Here is an 18,189-nt window from a genome sequence, read left to right as displayed (position 1 = left end):
GACAGGGGTCGGAGATGGCCGGGGCGCTGATGTCAGGCCCAACGCGGGGCCTGTCAGCTCACCAACCGCCAGAGAATGCCGAAGGGCGCGGTGAGCGCCAGCGCATAGGTCTCCAGCGCCAGACGGGGGTTGGCGAACAGGGTGAAGCTGTGCCCCAACGACACCCAGCCCAGCATCAATCCCATGCCGGTCAGATGGCGCCCCCCTGCTCCGAGACGCTCCAGGAGCGACGCCGGAGCCGGTCTTCCGCCGGCCGGGGTCGGGAACAGCCGTCCCTCCGCGGCCATCGCCAGACTGTGGTGCAGCGCCCACAGGGTCCAGGATACGGTCGGCGCATGCCAGAGCCCGATGGTCAGCATCGAGGCCATCAACGCCAGGGTGGTGGAATGCGAGGCGAGAAAAGCGGGGAAATAGACCCGCCGCATGACCCACTGCGACAAGGTCATGTGCCAGTGGCGCCAGTATTGACGCAGACCGCTTCGCACCAACGGCCAGTCGAAATTCTCCGGAAGGCGACGCCCGCCGGCCCTGGCCGCTCCGATCGCCAGGTCGCAATAGGCCGAGAAGTCCAGGTAGACGTAGAGCAGGTTCGCCACCAACAGGATCAGGACCGAACGCTGCGGATCTCCCGCCCCCGAGAGGTAGTGGTCCATATGGCCGGTCACGAGGGGCAGCAGCAGGCTGTCCGCCAGCAGCTTCTTCGTCACTCCGACGCCCATGCGCGCCGCTCCGGCGGCGAAATCGACGCCTGACCAATTCTCGATCCGGCCGCGCTGGAAGTCGCCGTAAAGCTGGATCGGCCCGGCGGGCAGCGTATGTGGCGAGAGCATGAACGCCAGGTAGTCACGAAGCGTAAGGCCACGCAGCGCCCTGGCGTGGGCGGCCAGGATGAGATCCACCACCCGGATCGCGAGGTAGGAGACGCCGAGGGGCAGGGCGAGCCAAAGGCCTCCCGGATTGGCGAAGCTTGACGCCATCACCGGGGCCGCGAATTTCAGCAGCACGACAATCAAAACGACGCCCGCGAGCGCCGCCGCCAAAGCGCGTGAGCGATGGCTGGTGATGCTGGAAACCCTTCGGATCACGACGTAGCTCGCAAGGACGAAGGCGAGGGCGACGGCGAAGCCTGTCAGACTGGCGTAGGCGATCCAGGCCAGTCCCCCGACCGCAAGGGCGATCTGCTCCGCGCCCGGCCATCGCCGCAACCACACCAGGACCGGCCCGAACAGCAGCAGAAGGCCAAATCCGGCGAAGATCTCCATGCCGGAGGCGGCGCCGTGGCGCTTGGCGGTGGCGGGTTCGAAGGAAAGCCCCGTGAGCTTCACGATCCCGTCGGCGCTGATGATCCGGGCTGTGGCGGGGGCGCCGCCGGCGGCCCGGACGACCACCCGACATTCGGCGGGGCAGGTCTGGCGACGGGCGGTGCGTCCATCACCGACGACAACCTCGAGCGGCGCGCCCTCAGAGAGCACGCGCAGCACACCGACGTGATCCGATCCGTAGCCGGTCACCGACACCGCCACGGCGTCGCCCGCGCCGAGGGTGACGGGCGCACCCAGTGGCACGGCGATCGTCGTCGTAGATGAGCCCGGACGCTGCAGCACGGCATCCACGGCTACCCGCCGGTCCAGCTGGGCGAAGGAGAAGGCTGCCGCGGCGACCATGGCCACGAGCAGGAGTATCGCCAGACGTCTCATGGGCTGCACGCCGGCAGGGCGCTGGTCAGCAGCTCGACGAAGCGGGGCTCGATCTTGCGGCGGCCGGACTCGAGCAGGTGCTGCTGATCGTAGAAATCGGCTTCGGCCAGACCATGGCTCGTCCGCCAGTCGGCGACCCGCCCGCCGTGGCGCTCCAGCACGGCGAGATCGGCGGCGAAGGCGGCGCCGGCGCGGGCGTTGAGAGGGGCCATCGACGCGCTCTCGGGAAGCGCCAGCAACAGGACCTCGGACCCCGGCCGGTCAAACCGGCGCAGAAACGCGAGCCACAGCGCCAGCGCCTCACCGCGTCGGGCGGCGTACAACGGCAGCTGTTCGGCCTGCATCCGGCGGACGATATCGGCCTTCCTCTCCGCATCCAGCGGCGGCGCCCGGTAGACGTTGTCCGGCCCTTGCCAGGGGGAGGCGCCGTCGGACCGGGCGATGAATGCGCGGAAGGACTCGGGGGCGTCCTGGAATGTCACCTCGTCCAGTCGATGCAGCAGCCACGAGCTCTGGGTCAGGCCCGGTCCTGCGCCCATGGGCGACGAACCGCCGACGTCGGCGACCGCCCGCTTGAGCGTGGCGGGTTGGCGAAGCGGGAGCAGCGGCGTCCGCAGGTCGCGCGACACTTCAGCCGCGCCTTCCTCGAACCGGCTGTAATTCATGCCCACCACTACAAGCCGGCGACGGTCGTCCCGCACCGCTTCGGCGATCGCCCAGGACTCCGCAAATGTCTGCGAAGACGTGCCGCCGTTGATGAAGCGTATCGGTCGACCGCAGCGCGCGGACAGCACGCGGGACAGATGGCTGTCGCTGGCGGGGAATTCCCGCGCGCTCGAACCGCCGACCAGAATGACCGTGTCGACCGGCGTGACGTCCGTCAAGGCCAGGGCCGACAGCAGGCGCGTATCAGGCGCGGCGTGAGGGGCTGGCCGGGCCGCGGCCAGCAAACGCCATGGCTGACTCCATTCGAAAGCGACGACCAGGCTAAAGGCCGCGATCGCCGCGACCGCCGCCGCCGCCGCGCGCGTGGGCGTCTCGATCCAGAGCCATGGCGCGCCTCGAACGAGGCGCTGGAAGCGCTCAGAAACCGACATAGCGGAAGGCGTTCGCCCCCTCCTGGCGCGCGGCCACCATCAGAAGGATCAGGACGCAGAGCGCCGCCGGCAGGAGATACAGGGCGACCAGACCCGCGAAGGCCGTGAAGCGCCGGACGGCTGCTGTGAAGCCGTCCTTGAGGGGCCCGGGCTCGCTCATCGCAGGCGGCTGAAGTTGCGGTGTTGCGATTTCAGGGCTTCGCGATCGATCTTGCCATTGGCCAGCCTCGGCAAGGCGCAGTCCAGGCCGTACATCAGGCCGGGTATGTAGCGTGACGGCAGTTTCGACCGGATGTGAGCGACAATCGCAGCCCAGCTCGGGCACGCCGCCGCTCCCGCCAGGTTCGAAACGAACAGGGCGGGGCATTGGCCCAACAGCGGATGCTCGACGCCGAGGACGCAATATTCGCGGTCGGGGAACAGGTCCGAAAGCGCCTGCTCGATGCTCTGCCGGTCGACCTTCTCGCCGCCGACCTTGATCACGTCATCCGCCCGTCCCACGAGGGTCAGGGCGTTGTCCGCGCCCTCGAAGCCGAGATCTCCGGTCGGGAGCCAGCCGGGCGCCTGGGGTTCGAAGACGCCGCCGGGCCGATAGTAGCCCGCCATCAACAACGGACTGAGCGCTTCGACCTCGCCGATTTCGCCGGCGGCGGCCGCGATGCGAACCCGGGCGCCCGGAAGCGGCCAGCCGACCGCCGCCTTGTCGGCCATCAGCTGGTCGTGCGGCATGCAGCAGAATCGACCGGCCAGCTCGGTGAGCCCGTAGAGCTTGTGCAGCCGGCTTTCGGGAAAGGCGGCCCGGATTTCGTCGATCATGGCGGGAGGAAGGAAGTCGCCCGAGCTCACCATCATCGTCGGCCCGTCCGGTGACGCCAGGCGTTCGCGCAGGCGCACCAGCTGGACCGGACTGCCGCCAAAGCCGAGGCGGCCGTCCCTGAACAGGGCGGTCGTGGCCGCCGGCTCGCGGCCCCCCAGGTGGTGCAGGGGCAGGTCGAACTGCCAGGCCATCACCATGTGGCTGAGCGCCGACATCAGAGCCAGATCGATGTCGATCGTCCAGCCGTTGCAGCGCCAGATCTCCATCGCTGCTCCGGCGGAGACGGCGTTGAGCATCACGTGATCCAGACTGAGCGCCACACCCTTGGGCGCGCCGGTCGAGCCGCTGGTCATCATGATCAGATCGCCCACGCGCGGTCCGTCGAACGACGGGCTTCCGGTCGGCTCAACGGCCACTTCGCCATCGGCCAGACGCAAGACGCCGTCCGGGCGGACCACGTCCGCGATCGTCGCCAGCGACTGGCTGGTTTCCCGCCACGGAACCGCCGTCAGGCCGGCGCGCGAGCAGGCCATCAGACCTGTCAGGAACGCGGGCGGATCGGCTGAGGGCAATAGCAGGCAACCGCCCTCGGGAAACATCCCCATCAGACGTCCTGCGGCTTCGTCGGCTGCGGCTTCCGCCTGGCCCACCGTCAGGACGGCGTCCGCGGTCGTCAGCGCGATCGCCCCGGGCGCGCGTCGACGCCAGCCGCCGGTTCGTAGCCGCTGAATCATCGGTCGCTCAAGCCGGGATCCTGTGAGCGAGAGTCTCCGCCAGAAGGCGACAGTCCTGGAAATGGTCGAACGACAGATCCGACGGGCCAATGACGATGCCGAGGCGGGACTCCAGCTCCAGCAGCACATTGACCATGCTGGCGGAGTCGAGGAGGCCGAGGTCCAGCAGGGGAGTATCGGCGTCGATGGTCGTCGCCGGCGGCGCAAAGGCGCGCACGACCTCGATCACAGTATCAAGCACCTTCTGCGGCATGGTCCGGGGTTCGCTTGTTCAGCCGGCCAGACGGCGGCGGGCATTGGTGGAATGGGCTTCGGCGTTGGCCCGAATGGAGCCTTGGGTGCGGCCGAGCGCCTGGTCCTCGGCCGCCTTTCGGGCGCTGATCTCATAGCCCTTGGGCTGGTAGACCACATCCTCGCGCAGGCCGCCAAGATAGCGTCCGATCGTGAGCTCGCGGGCGCGGGCGATGAATGAGGCGGCGCGTTCGCGCAAGCCGTTCTCATCCAGGATCTGGCCCTTGTGCATCAGGCCGATGAGCGGGTGATGCAGCACGGTGTGGTGCCGCACCGCCGATGTCAGCATGCGCAGGTGCAGGTTCTGGCGAGCGGACACCTCGCTGATGACGAACGGCGACATCAGCAGGTCGCTGAAGACGTAGTTGTCGCGGCGCAGATATCGGGTGCGCTCGATGAACTGCTGGTAGGCCGACACCACCTGGCTCCGGTCACTGGGGCTGTAGGCGCACAACAGGACGGCGTCGGCTTCGGTGAGGACCTGATGGTTCTGGACGAAGAAGTCGTCCGAAGCCTTGATGATGCACCGGTAGTCTTCCTTGGGCCCGACCTCGATCGGGCAGATATCGCAGGCGATACAGCGTGTGACCCGGGATTGGGTGACGTCCAGAACTTTCACGTCCAGGCCCGGGTCGGCCGCCATGGCCTCCGACGCCCAACTTTCGAAATACCGACGACCTGCCCCGTCCGTCGTGTCCTGCAGCAGCCAAAGCTGAATTCTCAGCCGGTCCGCCAGCTGTTGGCCGGCCTCGCGGCCCCGCGCCAGCAGGGCTGCGGTCCGCGCCGCGCGCTGGCCGGCGCCGATGCTGGTCTCAATGCCCTCATCGTCGTTGTGAAGGGTGCCGACGTCGCCCGCCACGCCGGTGCCGCCATACTGCGAGGTCGTCTCGCTGCTGTTGCCGACGGCCAGGAAGTCCAGGTTCACCATGTCCAGAAGCTGGTAGATCAGCGTGGTTTCCTGACCTCCGTTTCGTTTCGCGCCGACGGCCAGGCCGGCATAGACCTTCCCGGCGCAGGCCTTTTGCAGGGCCGGATCGGCGGCGATGAACTCGATCAATGACTGGGTCAGCGAGCCCCGGTCACCGAAGTAGACAGGGCTTGAGATGATGATTGCATCGGCTGCGATCAGGGCGGCTCTCAGGGAGTCCAGATCCCGCGGATCTCCGCTCATCGGAAAATGCGAAGCGAGCGAAAGGTATCGGATGTCGGCGCCTTCCTGCCGCGCCGCCCAGAGCGCCGCGGCGGCCAGCGCTTCGGAATTGCTCAGGCCGCGCACGCCTCTCAGGCGCCGGAGGCGCTGGTAGATCACGTCGAACGGCAACTGCTCTTCGCGACCCGCTTCCTTGAAGTCGTTAAGGCGCGCTTGGGTCTGCGCCCGGAGCCAGGTCACCAGCTCCGTGCGGTCCTTGAGGGTTTCCAGCTCCCGCACCAGCGCATCGTTGCCGCGTCCGTAGCGGGCGTTTCGCAGACTTCCCGAGATTGCAAGAACAGTGGTCATGATGGGCCCGACGAGTAGCGACAGGAGGCTGGCGCCCGCTGAGACGCGCATATCATGAAATCAGGCGCAGTGGCGAAATCCTCCACCGGACGCCCGCGACGCTCACCGCCGATGGCGGCAGGCTCGGGCCGCGCGGGCCCGGCCGTTCAGGGCCGCCCGATCGAACTGTACCGGAAGCCCCGGGCCCGCACATCCTCGGACCGGTAGATGTTGCGCAGATCGACCATCACCGGCTCGCGCAACAGCCCCTTGACCCGGTTCAGATCCAGCGCCCGGAACTGATCCCATTCCGTCAGGATGACCACCACGTCGGCGCCCTCGACGGCGTCATAGGGGCCGTCCTTGAACACCACCCCGGGCAGCAGGTGGGCCGCCTCGGTCATGCCCTCGGGGTCGAAGGCCTGCACCGTCGCGCCCATGGCGATCAGGTCCGGAGCGACGTCCAGCGAGGGCGCGTCGCGCATGTCGTCGGTGTTGGGTTTGAAGGTCAGGCCCAGCAGGGCGACGGTCTTGCCCTTCAGATCGCCGCCCATGGCCTCGAGGACGCGACCGGCCATCGCCTTCTTGCGGGCGTCGTTGACCTCGACGGTGGTCTCGATCAGCCGAACCGGCGAGCCGGCGTCCACCGCCGTCCGCACCAGCGCCAGGGTGTCCTTGGGGAAGCATGAGCCGCCGTAGCCCGGACCCGCGTGCAGGAATTTGGAGCCGATCCGGTTGTCCAGGCCGATGCCGCGCGCGACCTGCTGCACGTCGGCGCCGACCTTTTCGCACAGGTCCGCCATCTCGTTGATGAAGGTGATCTTCATCGCCAGGAAGGCGTTGGCCGCATATTTGATCAGTTCGGAGGTGCGCCGCCCGGTAAACAGGATCGGCGTCTCGTTCAGGTTCAGGGGACGATAGAGCTCGCGCATCACCGCTTGGGCGCGCTCGTCCTCGGCGCCGACCACGATCCGGTCGGGCCGCTTGAAGTCCTCGATCGCCGCCCCCTCGCGCAGGAACTCCGGATTGGAGACCACGGCGAAGTCGGCGTCGGGCCGGCGCGCCCGGATGATGGCCTCGATCTCGTCGCCCGTGCCGACCGGCACGGTCGACTTGGTGACGACGACGGTGAAGCCCTCGATCAGGCCGGCGATCTCCTCGGCGGCGGCGTAGACATAGGACAGGTCGGCATGGCCGTCGCCGCGGCGCGACGGGGTGCCCACGGCGATGAAGACCGCATCGGCGGAGCGGATGGCCTCGGCGCCGTCCAGGGCGAAGGACAGGCGCCCGTCGCGCACATTGGCGGCGACCAGATCGTCCAGCCCCGGCTCGAAGATCGGGATTTCGCCCCGCTCGAGGCGCTCGATCTTGGACGCGTCCTTGTCGACGCACGTCACCTCGTGGCCGAAGTCGGCGAAACACGCCCCCGAGACCAGGCCCACATAGCCGGTTCCAATCATCGCCACGCGCATGCGGAGTCGCCCTTTCTCACAATGGCGCGGAGATAGCGGACGGACCTGGCTTTGGCCACCCTGAAGGGATCATGTAGCGGCCACCGTCGAACTTGGGCGGGAAAGTCCCGTTGGCGCGGCCGTGCCAACAAGGCGCCGTCCTCTCGCCGTCGACCATCGCTCCTTCTTCTGTATCTCGAAATCCGTCGCCGCGTTTCGTATCGCGGCATCCGGGCGGTTCGACGGAAACTCCCCGCGCCGCCGGGCGCCGACGCCGGGCGTTTCCGTCAGTCGCCGCCCATCGCCAGCTCACCGAGATCGGCCCAAACGCTCTCTGTTGTCGGCGTCCGTCCCGCGCCCCGGCCCGTCGCTGTGAAACGGCGCCCGTCGGCCGTGGTCGCCCGCAGGGCGTTGCCCTCGTCGGCCAGGTCGGCGAACAGCGGGTCTGCGTTCATCGCCTCGAAGCGCACTGTGGCTTGCGCCCTGGCCAGATCCAGCCTCGCCACCTGCCGGACCGCGCCGGCCGGCAACCCGTCCGCTCCGGAAAGACACTGGCGCTCCACGGCTTCGACCGGCAGGCGCCGGCCATTCGCCTCGTACGCCAGGATCGCCAGCTTGGCGGCGACGTCCAGCCCGCTCAGGTCAGCCGACGGGTCCGCCTCGGCGAACCCGGCTGCCCGGGCTTCCTCGAGAGCGACATCAAACGCGCGACCCTCCGCCAGACGATTGAGGATGAAGTTGCAGGTGCCGTTCAGCACCGCCTCGATGCGGATGACCTCGCCGTGTGAGGCCGCCCGCCGCACCGTCTCGATCAGCGGCGCGCCGCCGCCGACGCTGGCGGAATAGAGCAGCCGTGCGCCGCAGGTTGCGGCGAGGGTCGTAAGGCCGGGCAGGTCGCGGCCGATCGCCTGTTTGTTGGCGCTGACCACATCGACGCCGCGCGCCAGGCCCGCGCGGATCAGCGCCAGTCCCGTTGAGGCTTCGGAGATGGCCTCGACCAGCACATCAGGTTCGCGCGCCAGCAGGGCGGCCGGGTCGGACAGCAGAAGTCCGTCCGGCAAGTCGACGTCGCGCGCCTTCCCCGGATCGCGGACCAGCACGCCGACCAGTTCGAACCGGGGGTCGGCCAGCAGCCGCCCGGCCACCCCGCCGCCGACCACGCCGCAACCGGCCAGGGCGACGCGCAGCGGTCGGGCCAGAGCCGGCCTCGGCCGAACCGGCGCCGTCTCCGGGCCTGCGACGATGGCCACGCCGCGACCCAGCAGGCCTTCGCCCACGGCGGGCAGGGCGGCCTCCACGCCGATGGCGTCGAGGGCGCGGGCGAGGCGGGCGGAAGCCTCGGCCCCGCCGCAGGCGACGGCGACGACGCGCCGTCCTCGCCGTACCTCGCGGTAGACGGCGGAGGCCGCCCCGGCCGGGTCGGCCAGGTCGAGCTGCAGCAGGGCCACCGGTTCGTCGACGACGGGGGAGGAGACGCCGTCGGCGGCCGGGAGGGGATGGGGGCGGGAAAGCGCGGTCATGTCGGCATCCTCCTTCAGGCGGCTTCGGCGGCCAGCGGAACCGGCACGGCGCCCAGCGCCGCGGACAGGTCGGCGAGCAGGTCCTCGGGATGCTCCAACCCGATCGACAGGCGCAGCAGGCCGTCGGTGATCCCGGCCGTGACCCGCGCGTCCGGCGTCATGGCGGCATGGGTCATCAGGGCCGGATGGGCGATCAGACTCTCCACCCCGCCCAGCGACTCGGCGAGGGTGAAGACCTTCAGCCCGTCCACCAGCGCCCGCACCGAGGCGATGTCGGCCAGCTCGAAACTCAGCATGGCGCCGAAGCCCTTCTGCTGGCGCGCCGCGACGGCGTGGCCGGGGTGGTTCTTCAGGCCCGGATAGTGGACCGCCTTCACCGCCGGGTGAGCGGCCAACCAATCGGCGATTCGGCCCGCCGTGGCTTGCTGCCGTTCGATCCGCGCGAACAGGGTGCGGACCCCGCGCAGGGTCAGCCAGGCGTCGAACGGCGCCCCCGTCACGCCCAGGCAGTTGGCCCACCAGGTCAGCTGTTCGAGATCCGCCGCTTCCTTCGCCACCACGCAGCCGCCGACCACGTCGGAATGGCCGTTGATGTATTTGGTCGTCGAATGGATCACCAGGTCGGCGCCGAGAGCGATCGGGTTCTGAAGGGCCGGCGACAGGAAGGTGTTGTCCACCGCCGCCTTGCAGCCGACGGCATGGGCGCGGGCGCACAGATCGGCGACGTCCACCACCCGCATCAGCGGGTTCGACGGGGTCTCGATCAGGATCAGTTTCGGCCCCCGCGCGAAGGCCGCGTCCAGCGCGGCGCGATCGTTCTGGTCGACGAAGACGACCTCGAAATGCCCGCGCCTGGCCCGGGCGCACAGCAGACGGTGGGTGCCGCCATAGAGATCGTGAGGCGCGATCAGCAGGTCGCCGGGTTCCAGCGAGCACAGCGCCAGATCGACCGCCGCCATCCCGGTCGCCGTCACCACGGCGCCGCATCCGCCCTCCAGCTGCGCCAGGGTCCCGGCCAGCACGTCCCGGGTCGGATTGCCCGACCGCGTGTAGTCGTAGCGCCGCTTTCCCTCGAGCCCGTCGAAACTGTAGTTCGACGACAGATAGATCGGCGGCATCACCGCGCCGTGCGTCGGGTCGGTGTTGACGCCGTGACGCGCGGCGGTCGTACAGGGGTGGACGTCGTGGAGGGCGGTCATGCGGCGATCTCGCGTTGGGGGGTGGCGTAGAGGGGGGTGAGGGCGTCGTGCAGGGCGCGGCCGACCTGCTCGCGCTCCTTCAGGAAGGCGTCGTGGCCGAAGATCGACGGGGCCTCGAAGAAGGCCCGCAGGTTCGGCGCGCGCTCGGCCAGTTCACGGCTGTCCTCGATCGGCACGAGGCGGTCCGAGGTGAAGCCGACCACGGTCAGGGGACAGCGGATCGCGCCCGGCGCCACGGCGTGTCGGTCCAGGGAGTCCGACAGGGCGATCCACCGCGCCGCCGAGGTCGCCTCCGCATAGGCCGCGCCGCGGGCGATCAGATAGTCGCAGACCGGGTAGGGCTCGCCGGCCGCGCGAGGCGGCGTCGGGCCGAAGCGCAGGCCGAACTCCTCAGCCGTGCGATAGGAGGTCATGGCCAGTTCGCGGGCCAGGGCCACGCCCTCCGCCTCGCGGCCGCAGTCGCGGGCGAAGGCCAGCAGGCGCCGCTGCACCCCGCGCCATGCGGTGGCGGCGGGATGGCTCCGGTGGGCGGCCGAGATCGCCACGAGCGCGCCGATCCGCTCCGGAAAGGCGGCCGCGAAGGCCAGGCCGATGCAGCCGCCATAGGAGGCGCCGACGAAGGCGTCGACGATCGGCTCTTCGAGCTCGTCGAGCAGCAGGGCCAGCAGCCGGGCCTGATCGGCGGTGGTGATGGTGACGCCTGGATCGTCCCGCCCCGGCAGCAGGTCGAAGCCGAGCGCCCGGGCACGGTTCAGGTCCACCGGACCGCCGGCCCGCACCGCCCACGACCACCAGCGCCCCGCGAACCGGTCGCTGGAGATGCCGCCGGCGATGACGATCAGCGGCCCGTGGTCCGGGCCGTGCAGCCGGCCGATCACCTCGGCGGCGGCCAGCCGCTCGCCGGACTCCAGCCGGAAATCCTCAGGGATGGCGGCGCGGACATCGCGTCCGGGCGCTTCGTCGATGGGCCAGTTTGGGGACGCCACGGTCCGCTCCGCTCTCGCTCAGCGAAACCGGTGGGGCGAACCAATTCGTGCGGTGACAGACCCGTGAAGTCAGCCGGACCCCGGACGTGGAGGGGCCGTCGCTCCACTCATCTCTCGCGGCTTCCGAAGAGGCCTCGCAGGAGTTGGCACCATCTCCAGGATCGGGTGGATCCTGGAAGGTTGCCCCGGCGTCAAAGGGCCTATCCCTCAGCCGGTCTTGATGAGTGCCCTTACGGTGGCGAACAGTTCCCGCGGCGTCAATCCCCTTGTTGCAGGTGCGAAGTCGGCCCCGTCAGCCTTCGCTCCAGCCCCCCGCCAGCGCCTTGAACAGGGCGATCTGGTAGGTGGTGACCAGGGCGTCCGACGCCGCCAGCTGGGCGTCCGCGGCGGCCAGGGTCCGCTCCGCGTCCAGCACGGCCAGGAAGCTGTCGGCGCCGGCGTCGAAGCGCAGGCGCGACAGTCGGGCGGCCGTGGCGGCCTGATCCCGCGCCGACTCCAGCGCCGACCGCCGGTCCAGCTCGTTGGCGTAGTTGGTCAGGGCGGTCTCGGTTTCCTGCAGCGCGACCAGCACCGTCTGGTCGAAGGTCGCGAGGGCGGCGTCCGAGCCGGCGCCGGCCTGTTCGATCCGCGCGCGCGCCGCGAACACGTTCGGGAACGACCAGCTGATCAGCGGCCCGACCGAAAAGCGGAAATTCTCGCTGTCGCCGAGGCCGTCGGTCTCCAGGGCGGTGGCGCCGAGAGAGCCGCCGAGGCTGATGCGCGGATACAGGTCGGCCGTGGCCACGTTCACCCGCGCCGCGGCGGCGGCGAGGTTGCGTTCGGCCTGACGCACGTCGGGGCGGCGGGCCAGCAGGGCCGCGCCGTCGCCCACGGGGATGGGCCGCGACAGCTGCGGCGGACGCTGGCAGGCGCGGGCCGCTGCGCTGGCCTCGGCCGGCGTACGCCCGGTCAGGGTGGCGAGCCGGAACAGGGCGCCGTCGCGCTGGGCCCGCAGCGGCGGCAGGCCGGCGCGGCTGCTTTCCAGCGCCGAGCGGGCGCGGGCGGTGTCCAGCCCGTTGCCCGAGCCGGCGTCCAGCAGGCGCTGGGTCAGATCGACGCTGTTCGACTGCAGTTCGATGGTCCGTTCGGCCACCGCGATCTGCGCATTGGCCGAACAGGCGTCGGCATAGGCGCGGGCGGTCTCGGCGGCGACGGTGACGCGGACGATGTCCAGCGCCGCCTCAGCGGCCGCGGCGTCGGCCCGGGCCGCGCGGATGGTCGACTCCACCCGGCCGAACAGATCGATCTCATAGGCCACGTCCAGACCGGCGTCATAGGTGTCCGTCTCCGGCGCCTCGGTCGCGGGCGGCAGGCCCTGGACCGTGGCGGCCGAGGGCCGGCCCGTGCTGAAGCCGGCCGAGGTCGTCGTGGTCGGGAAGCGGCCGACGCGGGCCTCGCCCAGCGCGGCGCGGACGCGTCGCAGATTGGCGGCGGCGGCCTCCAGCTCGTTGTTCTCGGTCAGGGCCTGGCCGATCAGGCCGTCGAGGATCGGGTCGTCGTACAGCCGCCACCAGTCGTCGCGCGCCGCCTCGGCCGTGACGCCGGGCGCCGCGGCCCCGATGAAGGCGCCCGACGCGAGGGGGGGAAGGGTTGCGTCAGGCGCCTTCGGCCCGACCGCGCACGAGGCCAGCAGAAGGCTGGCGCCGGCGGTTGCGGTCAGGATCCGGGGAAGGGAAAGGGTGATCATCAGGCGTCTCCCGGCCGGGGCGTGGCCGGCGCGGGGTCGGCGTCATGCGGCGGCAGGCCATGGGTGGTGGGAACGGGCGTCGGCTTCTCCGGCCGGCGCGGCATCTTCGAGGCCAGCCAGCGGCTGGCGACGTAGAAGACCGGGGTGAAGATCAGGCCGAACAGGGTCACGCCCAGCATCCCCGAGAACACCGCGGTGCCCAGCGACTGGCGCATCTCGGCGCCCGGCCCGGTCGCCAGCATCAGCGGCACGACGCCGAAGATGAAGGCGAAGGACGTCATCAGGATCGGCCGCAGACGGGTCCGCGCGGCGCGCACGGCGGCGTCCAGGCGGTTCAGTCCTTCTTCCTCGGCCTGTTTGGCGAACTCCACGATCAGGATGGCGTTCTTGGCCGCCAGCGCGATCAGCACCACCAGCCCGATCTGGACCAGGATGTTGTTGTCCAGACCGCGCAGGCCGACCCCGATCATCGCCGCCAGCACGCACATCGGCACGATCAGCACGATGGCCAGCGGCAGGGTGAAGGCCTCGTACTGGGCCGCGAGCACCAGGAAGACGAACACCACGGCCATCAGGAAGACCAGGGTGGTGCCGCCGGACGACAGCTTCTCCTGCAACGCCAGTTCGGTCCACTCGTAGGAGAAGCCGGGCGGCAGGGTGGCCGCGGCCAGCTGTTCCATGGTGTCCAGCGCCTGGCCGGACGACACGCCGGGCGCCGCCTGTCCCTGCAGTTCGGAGGCCGGGAACAGGTTGTAGCGCACGACCCGCGCCGGACCGGAATCGTCCCTCAGCGTCGCCACCGAGCCGATCGGCACCATGGCGCCGGAGGCCGAGCGGGTCTGCAGATTGGCGATGTCGGCGACGTCGTCGCGATAGGCCGGTTCCGCCTGGGCCGTGACCCGGAAGGTGCGGCCCAGGAAGTTGAAGTCGTTGATGTAGGCCGAGCCGAGATAGATGCCGAGCGTGTCGAACACGTCGTCGGGCTGGACGCCCATCATCAGGGCGCGGTCGCGATCCACGTCGGCGGAAATGCGCGGCGAGCCGGTGTTGTAGAGCGAGAACACCTGCTGCACGCGGTCAGCCTGCTGGGCGGCGCCGCCCATCATGGCGAAGGTGGCGCCTTCCAGGGCGCGATAGCCCTGGCCGCCGCGGTCCTGCACCATCATCTTGAAGCCGTTGCCGTTGCCGAGGCCCTGCACCGACGGCGGGGCGATGACGAAGATGTTGGCGTCCTCGATGCCGAAGGTGGCGCCGGTGATGGCGCCCGCCAGCGCCGCGGCGGCCTGCTCCTTGGTCTTGCGCTCGTCGAATTCATCAAGGCGGACGAAGATCGTCGCCGCATTGGATCCGAACGAGAAGCTCGAGCCGTCGAGACCGGCGAAGGCCACTGTGCCATCGACGCCCTCGGTCTTCTCGATGATGTTCCGGGCCTCGGTCATCACCGCCTCGGTGCGTTCCAGCGAGGCGCCCGCAGGCAGCTGGATGACCCCGATCAGATAGCCCTGGTCCTGGTCCGGGATGAAGCCGGTCGGAGTCTCGACCACACGCCATGCGGTGAGGGCCAGCAGGGCGACATAGACGGCCAGCACCACGCCGACGGTTCGCACCAGCCGGGCGGTCAGTCGGCCGTACTTGTCCGACAGCCAGTCGAAGCCCTCGTTGAACCGGCGTCCGGCCCAGCCGCCGTAATAGGCGACGGTGCCCAGCGCTCCGGGCTTGCGGACCGGGGCGTGGCTCAGGTCGTGCGGCCTCAGCAGCACGGAGGCCATGGCCGGCGACAGGGTCAGCGAGACCAGCAGCGAGATCACCGAAGCCGAGGCGATGGTCACCGCGAACTGCTGATAGAAGATGCCGGGAATGCCGGGCACGAAGGCGGTCGGCACGAACACCGCCACCAGCACCAGGCCGATGGCGATCAGCGCCCCCGAGACCTCCCTCATCGATCGGTAGGCCGCCTCCTTGGGCGTCAGGCCCTGACGGATGTAGCGCTCGACGTTCTCGACCACGACGATGGCGTCGTCGACCACGATGCCGATGGCCAGCACGAGGCCGAACAGCGACAGCGAGTTGATCGAATAGCCCAGCCCCAGCAGCACCGCGAAGGTGCCGACCAGCGACACGGGGATGGCCACGATCGGGATGATGGCGGCGCGCCAGGTCTGCAGGAAGACGATGACCACCAGCACCACCAGGATCATCGCCTCGAACACGGTGTGCTGCACCGCCTCGACCGACTCGGCGACGAATTCGGTCGGGTTGTAGGGGACCGAAATGGCCATGCCGGGCGGCAGTTCGGCGCGGGCGGCCTCGATCTCTGCCATGACCCTTTCGGCGGTCTCCAGCGCATTGGCGCCGGGCTGCTGCTGGATGGCGAGGGCGACGCCGGGCTGGCCGTCGAAATAGCCGCGGATGCCGTAGTCCTGGGAGCCCAGCTCGACCCGCGCCACGTCGCGCACCCGCGTCGTCCGGCCCTGGGCGTCGGTCTTGATGACGATATCGCCGAACTCGTCCGGGCTGCTCAGGCGCGACTGCACCTGCACCGGCAGCTGGAAGGCCGCGGCGTTGGTGGGGAAGGGCGGCTGGCCGATGGCGCCCGCGGCGGCCGAGGTGTTCTGTCCGCGCAGGGCGCCGACGATTTCCTGGGCCGTCAGATTGCGGGCGGCGGCCTTGTTCGGGTCGATCCAGACCCGCATCGAATAGTTGCCGCCGCCGAACACCTGCACCGCGCCGACGCCGTCGAGACGCAGGAAGCGGTCGCGCAGGGTCGAGTTGGCGTAGTTGCCGATATAGTCGTTGGCCAGACTGCGGTCGGGCGAGGTCAGGCCGACGATCAGCAGGAAGTCCTGCTGCTGCTTGTTCACCGTGACGCCGATCTGGCGCACCGGTTCGGGCAGGCGCGGCTCGGCCAGGGAGACCCGGTTCTGGACCAGCACCTGCGCGGAATCGAGGTCCGTCCCCGGCTCGAAGGTGACGGTGATCGTGGCCACCCCGTCCGAGGTCGAGGACGACGAGATGTAGAGCATGCGCTCGACGCCGTTGACCTCCTGCTCGATGGGCGCGGCCACGGTCTCGGCCATGGTCTCGGCCGAGGCGCCCGGATAGACGGCCGTGACCGCGATCGTCGGCGGGGCGATCTCCGGATACTGCGACAGCGGCAGCAGCGGATAGGCGAACACGCCGAGCAGCGTGATGAACACCGAGATCACGGCCGCAAAGATCGGCCGGTCGATGAAGAAGCGTGAGATGTTCATGTCCGGCTCAGTCGCCCGAGGACAGGCTGTTGGCGAAGGTGGCGGTCGAGGCCGGCGCCGCCTGGGTCACCGGGACCTGGGCCTCGCGGGCGACGGGGCGGATCTGGCCGTTGCGGGCCTGCACCTTCATGCCGGGCGCCTGGATGCGCTGGACGCCGTTGATGATGACGCGGTCGGTGCGCTGCAGACCCGAGCGGACCACCCGCAGGCCGTCGACCAGCGGTCCCAGCTGCACCGGCTTGGGCGCGACCGAGCCGTCGGCGGCGACGACATAGACGATGCGCCGGGCCTGATCGGTGGCGATCGCGGCGTCGGGCACCAGCATGGCGTTGTAGGTCCCGGCCCCGGCGAGGCGGGCCTGACCGAACATGCCGGGCTTCAGGAAGCCGTCCGCGTTGGGGATCAGCGCCCGCAGCCGGATGACGCCCGAGGCGGTGTCCACCGCGTTGTCAGTGAAGTCGAGCGTGCCAGACCGGCTGAAACCGGTTTCATCCTGCAGCCGCACCTGGATCGGCGCGGCGCCCCGGCGCGCCTGCCGCTGGTACTTCAGCAGCACGGCTTCCGAACCGTCGAAGACGAAATGGATCGGGGCGCTCGAGACCACCGTGGTCAGCACGTCGGCGGCGGACGATCCGCCCGCCACGAGGTTGCCCGCGTCGACCCGGCGATCCGACACCCGTCCCGAAATCGGCGCGGTGACGCGGGTGAATTCGAGATCCAGCTGCCGCGCCCGCACATTGGCGTTGGCGGCGGCGATCGCGGCCTGCGCCGTCTGCAGCGCCCCGCGCCGGGTGTCGACCTCGGCCTGGGAGACGGCCTGCGATTCGAGCAGGGTTTCGGCCCGGGCCAGTTCGCTCTGCGCGAGAGTCAGCTGGGCCTGCGCCTGCGACAGTTGCGCGCGGGCCGAGGCCAGCGCCGCCTGCGCCGGACGCGGGTCGAGGCTGAACAGCAGCTGCCCCCGGCGCACATAGTCGCCGTCGCGGAAATGGACCCCGGAGATGTAGCCGCCGACGCGCGCGCGCACCTCGACCGACTGGGTCGCCTCGAAGCGGCCCGTGAATTCGTCCCAGTCCTGAACCGCCTGCACCAGCGGCGTGGCGACCGTTACGGACGGCGCCGGCGGGGCCTGCGCCTCGCTCTTCGAGGAACAGCCATAGAGCGCGGCCGCCATCAGGGCGGACGCGGCCACGATCTTCACCGTGCGCATGTGTGTTGGTCTCCGTAGGGAGATTATCCCTGTCTCAGTTGACGGCGGCGATCGGGGAGGAGGCCGCTAGTCAACGCCCGGTGACTTAATGGTGATCGACTCATCGCTTGTCAACGGGTGATGACAAAGCCATATACATCGTGGGGCCTTGTTCAGGAGTAACCTGTTGTTTTGTCATGTCGCGCCTCGGCCAAGAAATGCTGAGGCGACCCGCGCCGCCATCCTGGACGCCGCTCGCGAACGGTTCGCGCGCGAGAGCTATGACGACGTCGGCATGCGCGACATCGCCCGCGACGTCGGCGTCGACGCCGCCCTGGTGTCCCGCTATTTCGGCTCCAAGGAAGATCTGTTCACCGCTGTGCTCGACAGCTGCGAGAACGGCGCCGAGCTGATGCAGGGCGACCGCGCCACCTTCGGTCGACGCATCGCCCACGAGGCCATTTTCGAGGGCAAGAGCGAGAGCAAGCTCAAGGGCCTGCTGATCCTGCTGCGCTCGGTCGGCTCCACCAAGGCCATGGAGCTGGTCCAGCGCACCGGCAACGAGCGCTTCTTCAATCCCTTCGCCGAATGGGTCGGAGGCCCCGACGCCGCCGTTCGCGCCCGGCTCGCGGCCGCCTTCGTCATGGGCATGGCCGTCAGCCGCGAGATCACCGGCGGCTTCGGTCTCCAGCCACCCGAATGCGAGCGGATGCGCGACCGCATGGCCGCCATCCTGCAGGACATCATCGACGGCTGA

General features: G+C 69.8%; 14 protein-coding genes and 1 riboswitch. Of the genes, 1 reads left to right on the top strand and 13 read right to left on the bottom strand.

All coding sequences use genetic code 11. The annotated features are described in order from the left end of the window. Window positions 1–53: 53 nt before the first annotated feature. The 13 genes from V6M45_RS02835 to V6M45_RS02775 form a co-directional block, all read right to left on the bottom strand. The gene (locus V6M45_RS02835; RefSeq protein WP_332653863.1) at window positions 54–1,697 is read right to left on the bottom strand and encodes an MBOAT family O-acyltransferase; all 1,644 of its coding nucleotides are present in this window, start codon (window positions 1,695–1,697) and stop codon (window positions 54–56) included. Then, window positions 1,694–2,794 (bottom strand): hypothetical protein, encoded by a 1,101-nt coding sequence (locus V6M45_RS02830; RefSeq protein WP_332653862.1) that lies wholly within the window; start codon window positions 2,792–2,794, stop codon window positions 1,694–1,696. Before V6M45_RS02830 ends, V6M45_RS02835 begins: the two co-directional genes overlap by 4 nt. Then, window positions 2,781–2,954, bottom strand: a complete 174-nt coding sequence (locus tag V6M45_RS02825; RefSeq protein ID WP_332653860.1) for a hypothetical protein — start codon at window positions 2,952–2,954, stop codon at window positions 2,781–2,783. The genes V6M45_RS02830 and V6M45_RS02825 overlap by 14 nt, the downstream gene beginning before the upstream one ends. Further along, complete coding sequence (locus V6M45_RS02820; RefSeq protein WP_332653858.1) at window positions 2,951–4,144, bottom strand: class I adenylate-forming enzyme family protein; 1,194 nt, start codon at window positions 4,142–4,144, stop codon at window positions 2,951–2,953. Before V6M45_RS02820 ends, V6M45_RS02825 begins: the two co-directional genes overlap by 4 nt. A gap of 208 nt (window positions 4,145–4,352) precedes the next feature. Beyond that, window positions 4,353–4,586, bottom strand: coding sequence for an acyl carrier protein (locus tag V6M45_RS02815; RefSeq protein ID WP_332653856.1), 234 nt, complete (start codon window positions 4,584–4,586; stop codon window positions 4,353–4,355). Window positions 4,587–4,616: 30 nt separating this feature from the next. Continuing rightward, window positions 4,617–6,134 carry an NAD(P)H-dependent oxidoreductase gene (locus V6M45_RS02810; RefSeq protein WP_332653855.1) on the bottom strand — a complete coding sequence of 506 codons (1,518 nt, stop codon included), beginning with the start codon at window positions 6,132–6,134 and terminating at the stop codon, window positions 4,617–4,619. Between the two features lie 146 nt (window positions 6,135–6,280). Further along, window positions 6,281–7,585 carry a UDP-glucose dehydrogenase family protein gene (locus V6M45_RS02805; RefSeq protein WP_332653853.1) on the bottom strand — a complete coding sequence of 435 codons (1,305 nt, stop codon included), beginning with the start codon at window positions 7,583–7,585 and terminating at the stop codon, window positions 6,281–6,283. A gap of 266 nt (window positions 7,586–7,851) precedes the next feature. Further along, window positions 7,852–9,084 (bottom strand): homoserine dehydrogenase, encoded by a 1,233-nt coding sequence (locus V6M45_RS02800; protein WP_332653852.1) that lies wholly within the window; start codon window positions 9,082–9,084, stop codon window positions 7,852–7,854. A 14-nt stretch (window positions 9,085–9,098) separates the two neighbouring features. Beyond that, on the bottom strand, window positions 9,099–10,283 hold the full coding sequence (metB, locus tag V6M45_RS02795; protein WP_332653850.1) for a cystathionine gamma-synthase: 1,185 nt from the start codon (window positions 10,281–10,283) through the stop codon (window positions 9,099–9,101). After that, window positions 10,280–11,269, bottom strand: a complete 990-nt coding sequence (metX, locus tag V6M45_RS02790; RefSeq protein WP_332653848.1) for a homoserine O-succinyltransferase MetX — start codon at window positions 11,267–11,269, stop codon at window positions 10,280–10,282. Before metX ends, metB begins: the two co-directional genes overlap by 4 nt. A gap of 104 nt (window positions 11,270–11,373) precedes the next feature. Next, a riboswitch (SAM riboswitch) is annotated at window positions 11,374–11,496 on the bottom strand. 65 nt (window positions 11,497–11,561) lie between these two features. Next, complete coding sequence (locus tag V6M45_RS02785) at window positions 11,562–12,995, bottom strand: TolC family protein (RefSeq protein ID WP_332653847.1); 1,434 nt, start codon at window positions 12,993–12,995, stop codon at window positions 11,562–11,564. Beyond that, window positions 12,995–16,246, bottom strand: coding sequence for an efflux RND transporter permease subunit (locus V6M45_RS02780; RefSeq protein WP_332653845.1), 3,252 nt, complete (start codon window positions 16,244–16,246; stop codon window positions 12,995–12,997). Before V6M45_RS02780 ends, V6M45_RS02785 begins: the two co-directional genes overlap by 1 nt. Window positions 16,247–16,253: 7 nt before the next feature. Continuing rightward, on the bottom strand, window positions 16,254–17,453 hold the full coding sequence (locus tag V6M45_RS02775) for an efflux RND transporter periplasmic adaptor subunit (protein WP_332653843.1): 1,200 nt from the start codon (window positions 17,451–17,453) through the stop codon (window positions 16,254–16,256). A 166-nt stretch (window positions 17,454–17,619) separates the two neighbouring features. On the opposite strand from V6M45_RS02775, the gene V6M45_RS02770 reads away from it, so the two are divergent. Next, a complete protein-coding gene (locus tag V6M45_RS02770; protein WP_332653842.1) occupies window positions 17,620–18,189 on the top strand; it encodes a TetR/AcrR family transcriptional regulator in 570 nt (189 codons plus the stop codon).

Origin of the sequence: Brevundimonas sp. (genome assembly GCF_036676055.1) — a bacterium.
In the GTDB taxonomy this organism is placed as follows: Bacteria; Pseudomonadota; Alphaproteobacteria; order Caulobacterales; family Caulobacteraceae; genus Brevundimonas.
This window is presented reverse-complemented; position numbering and strand designations above follow the sequence as displayed.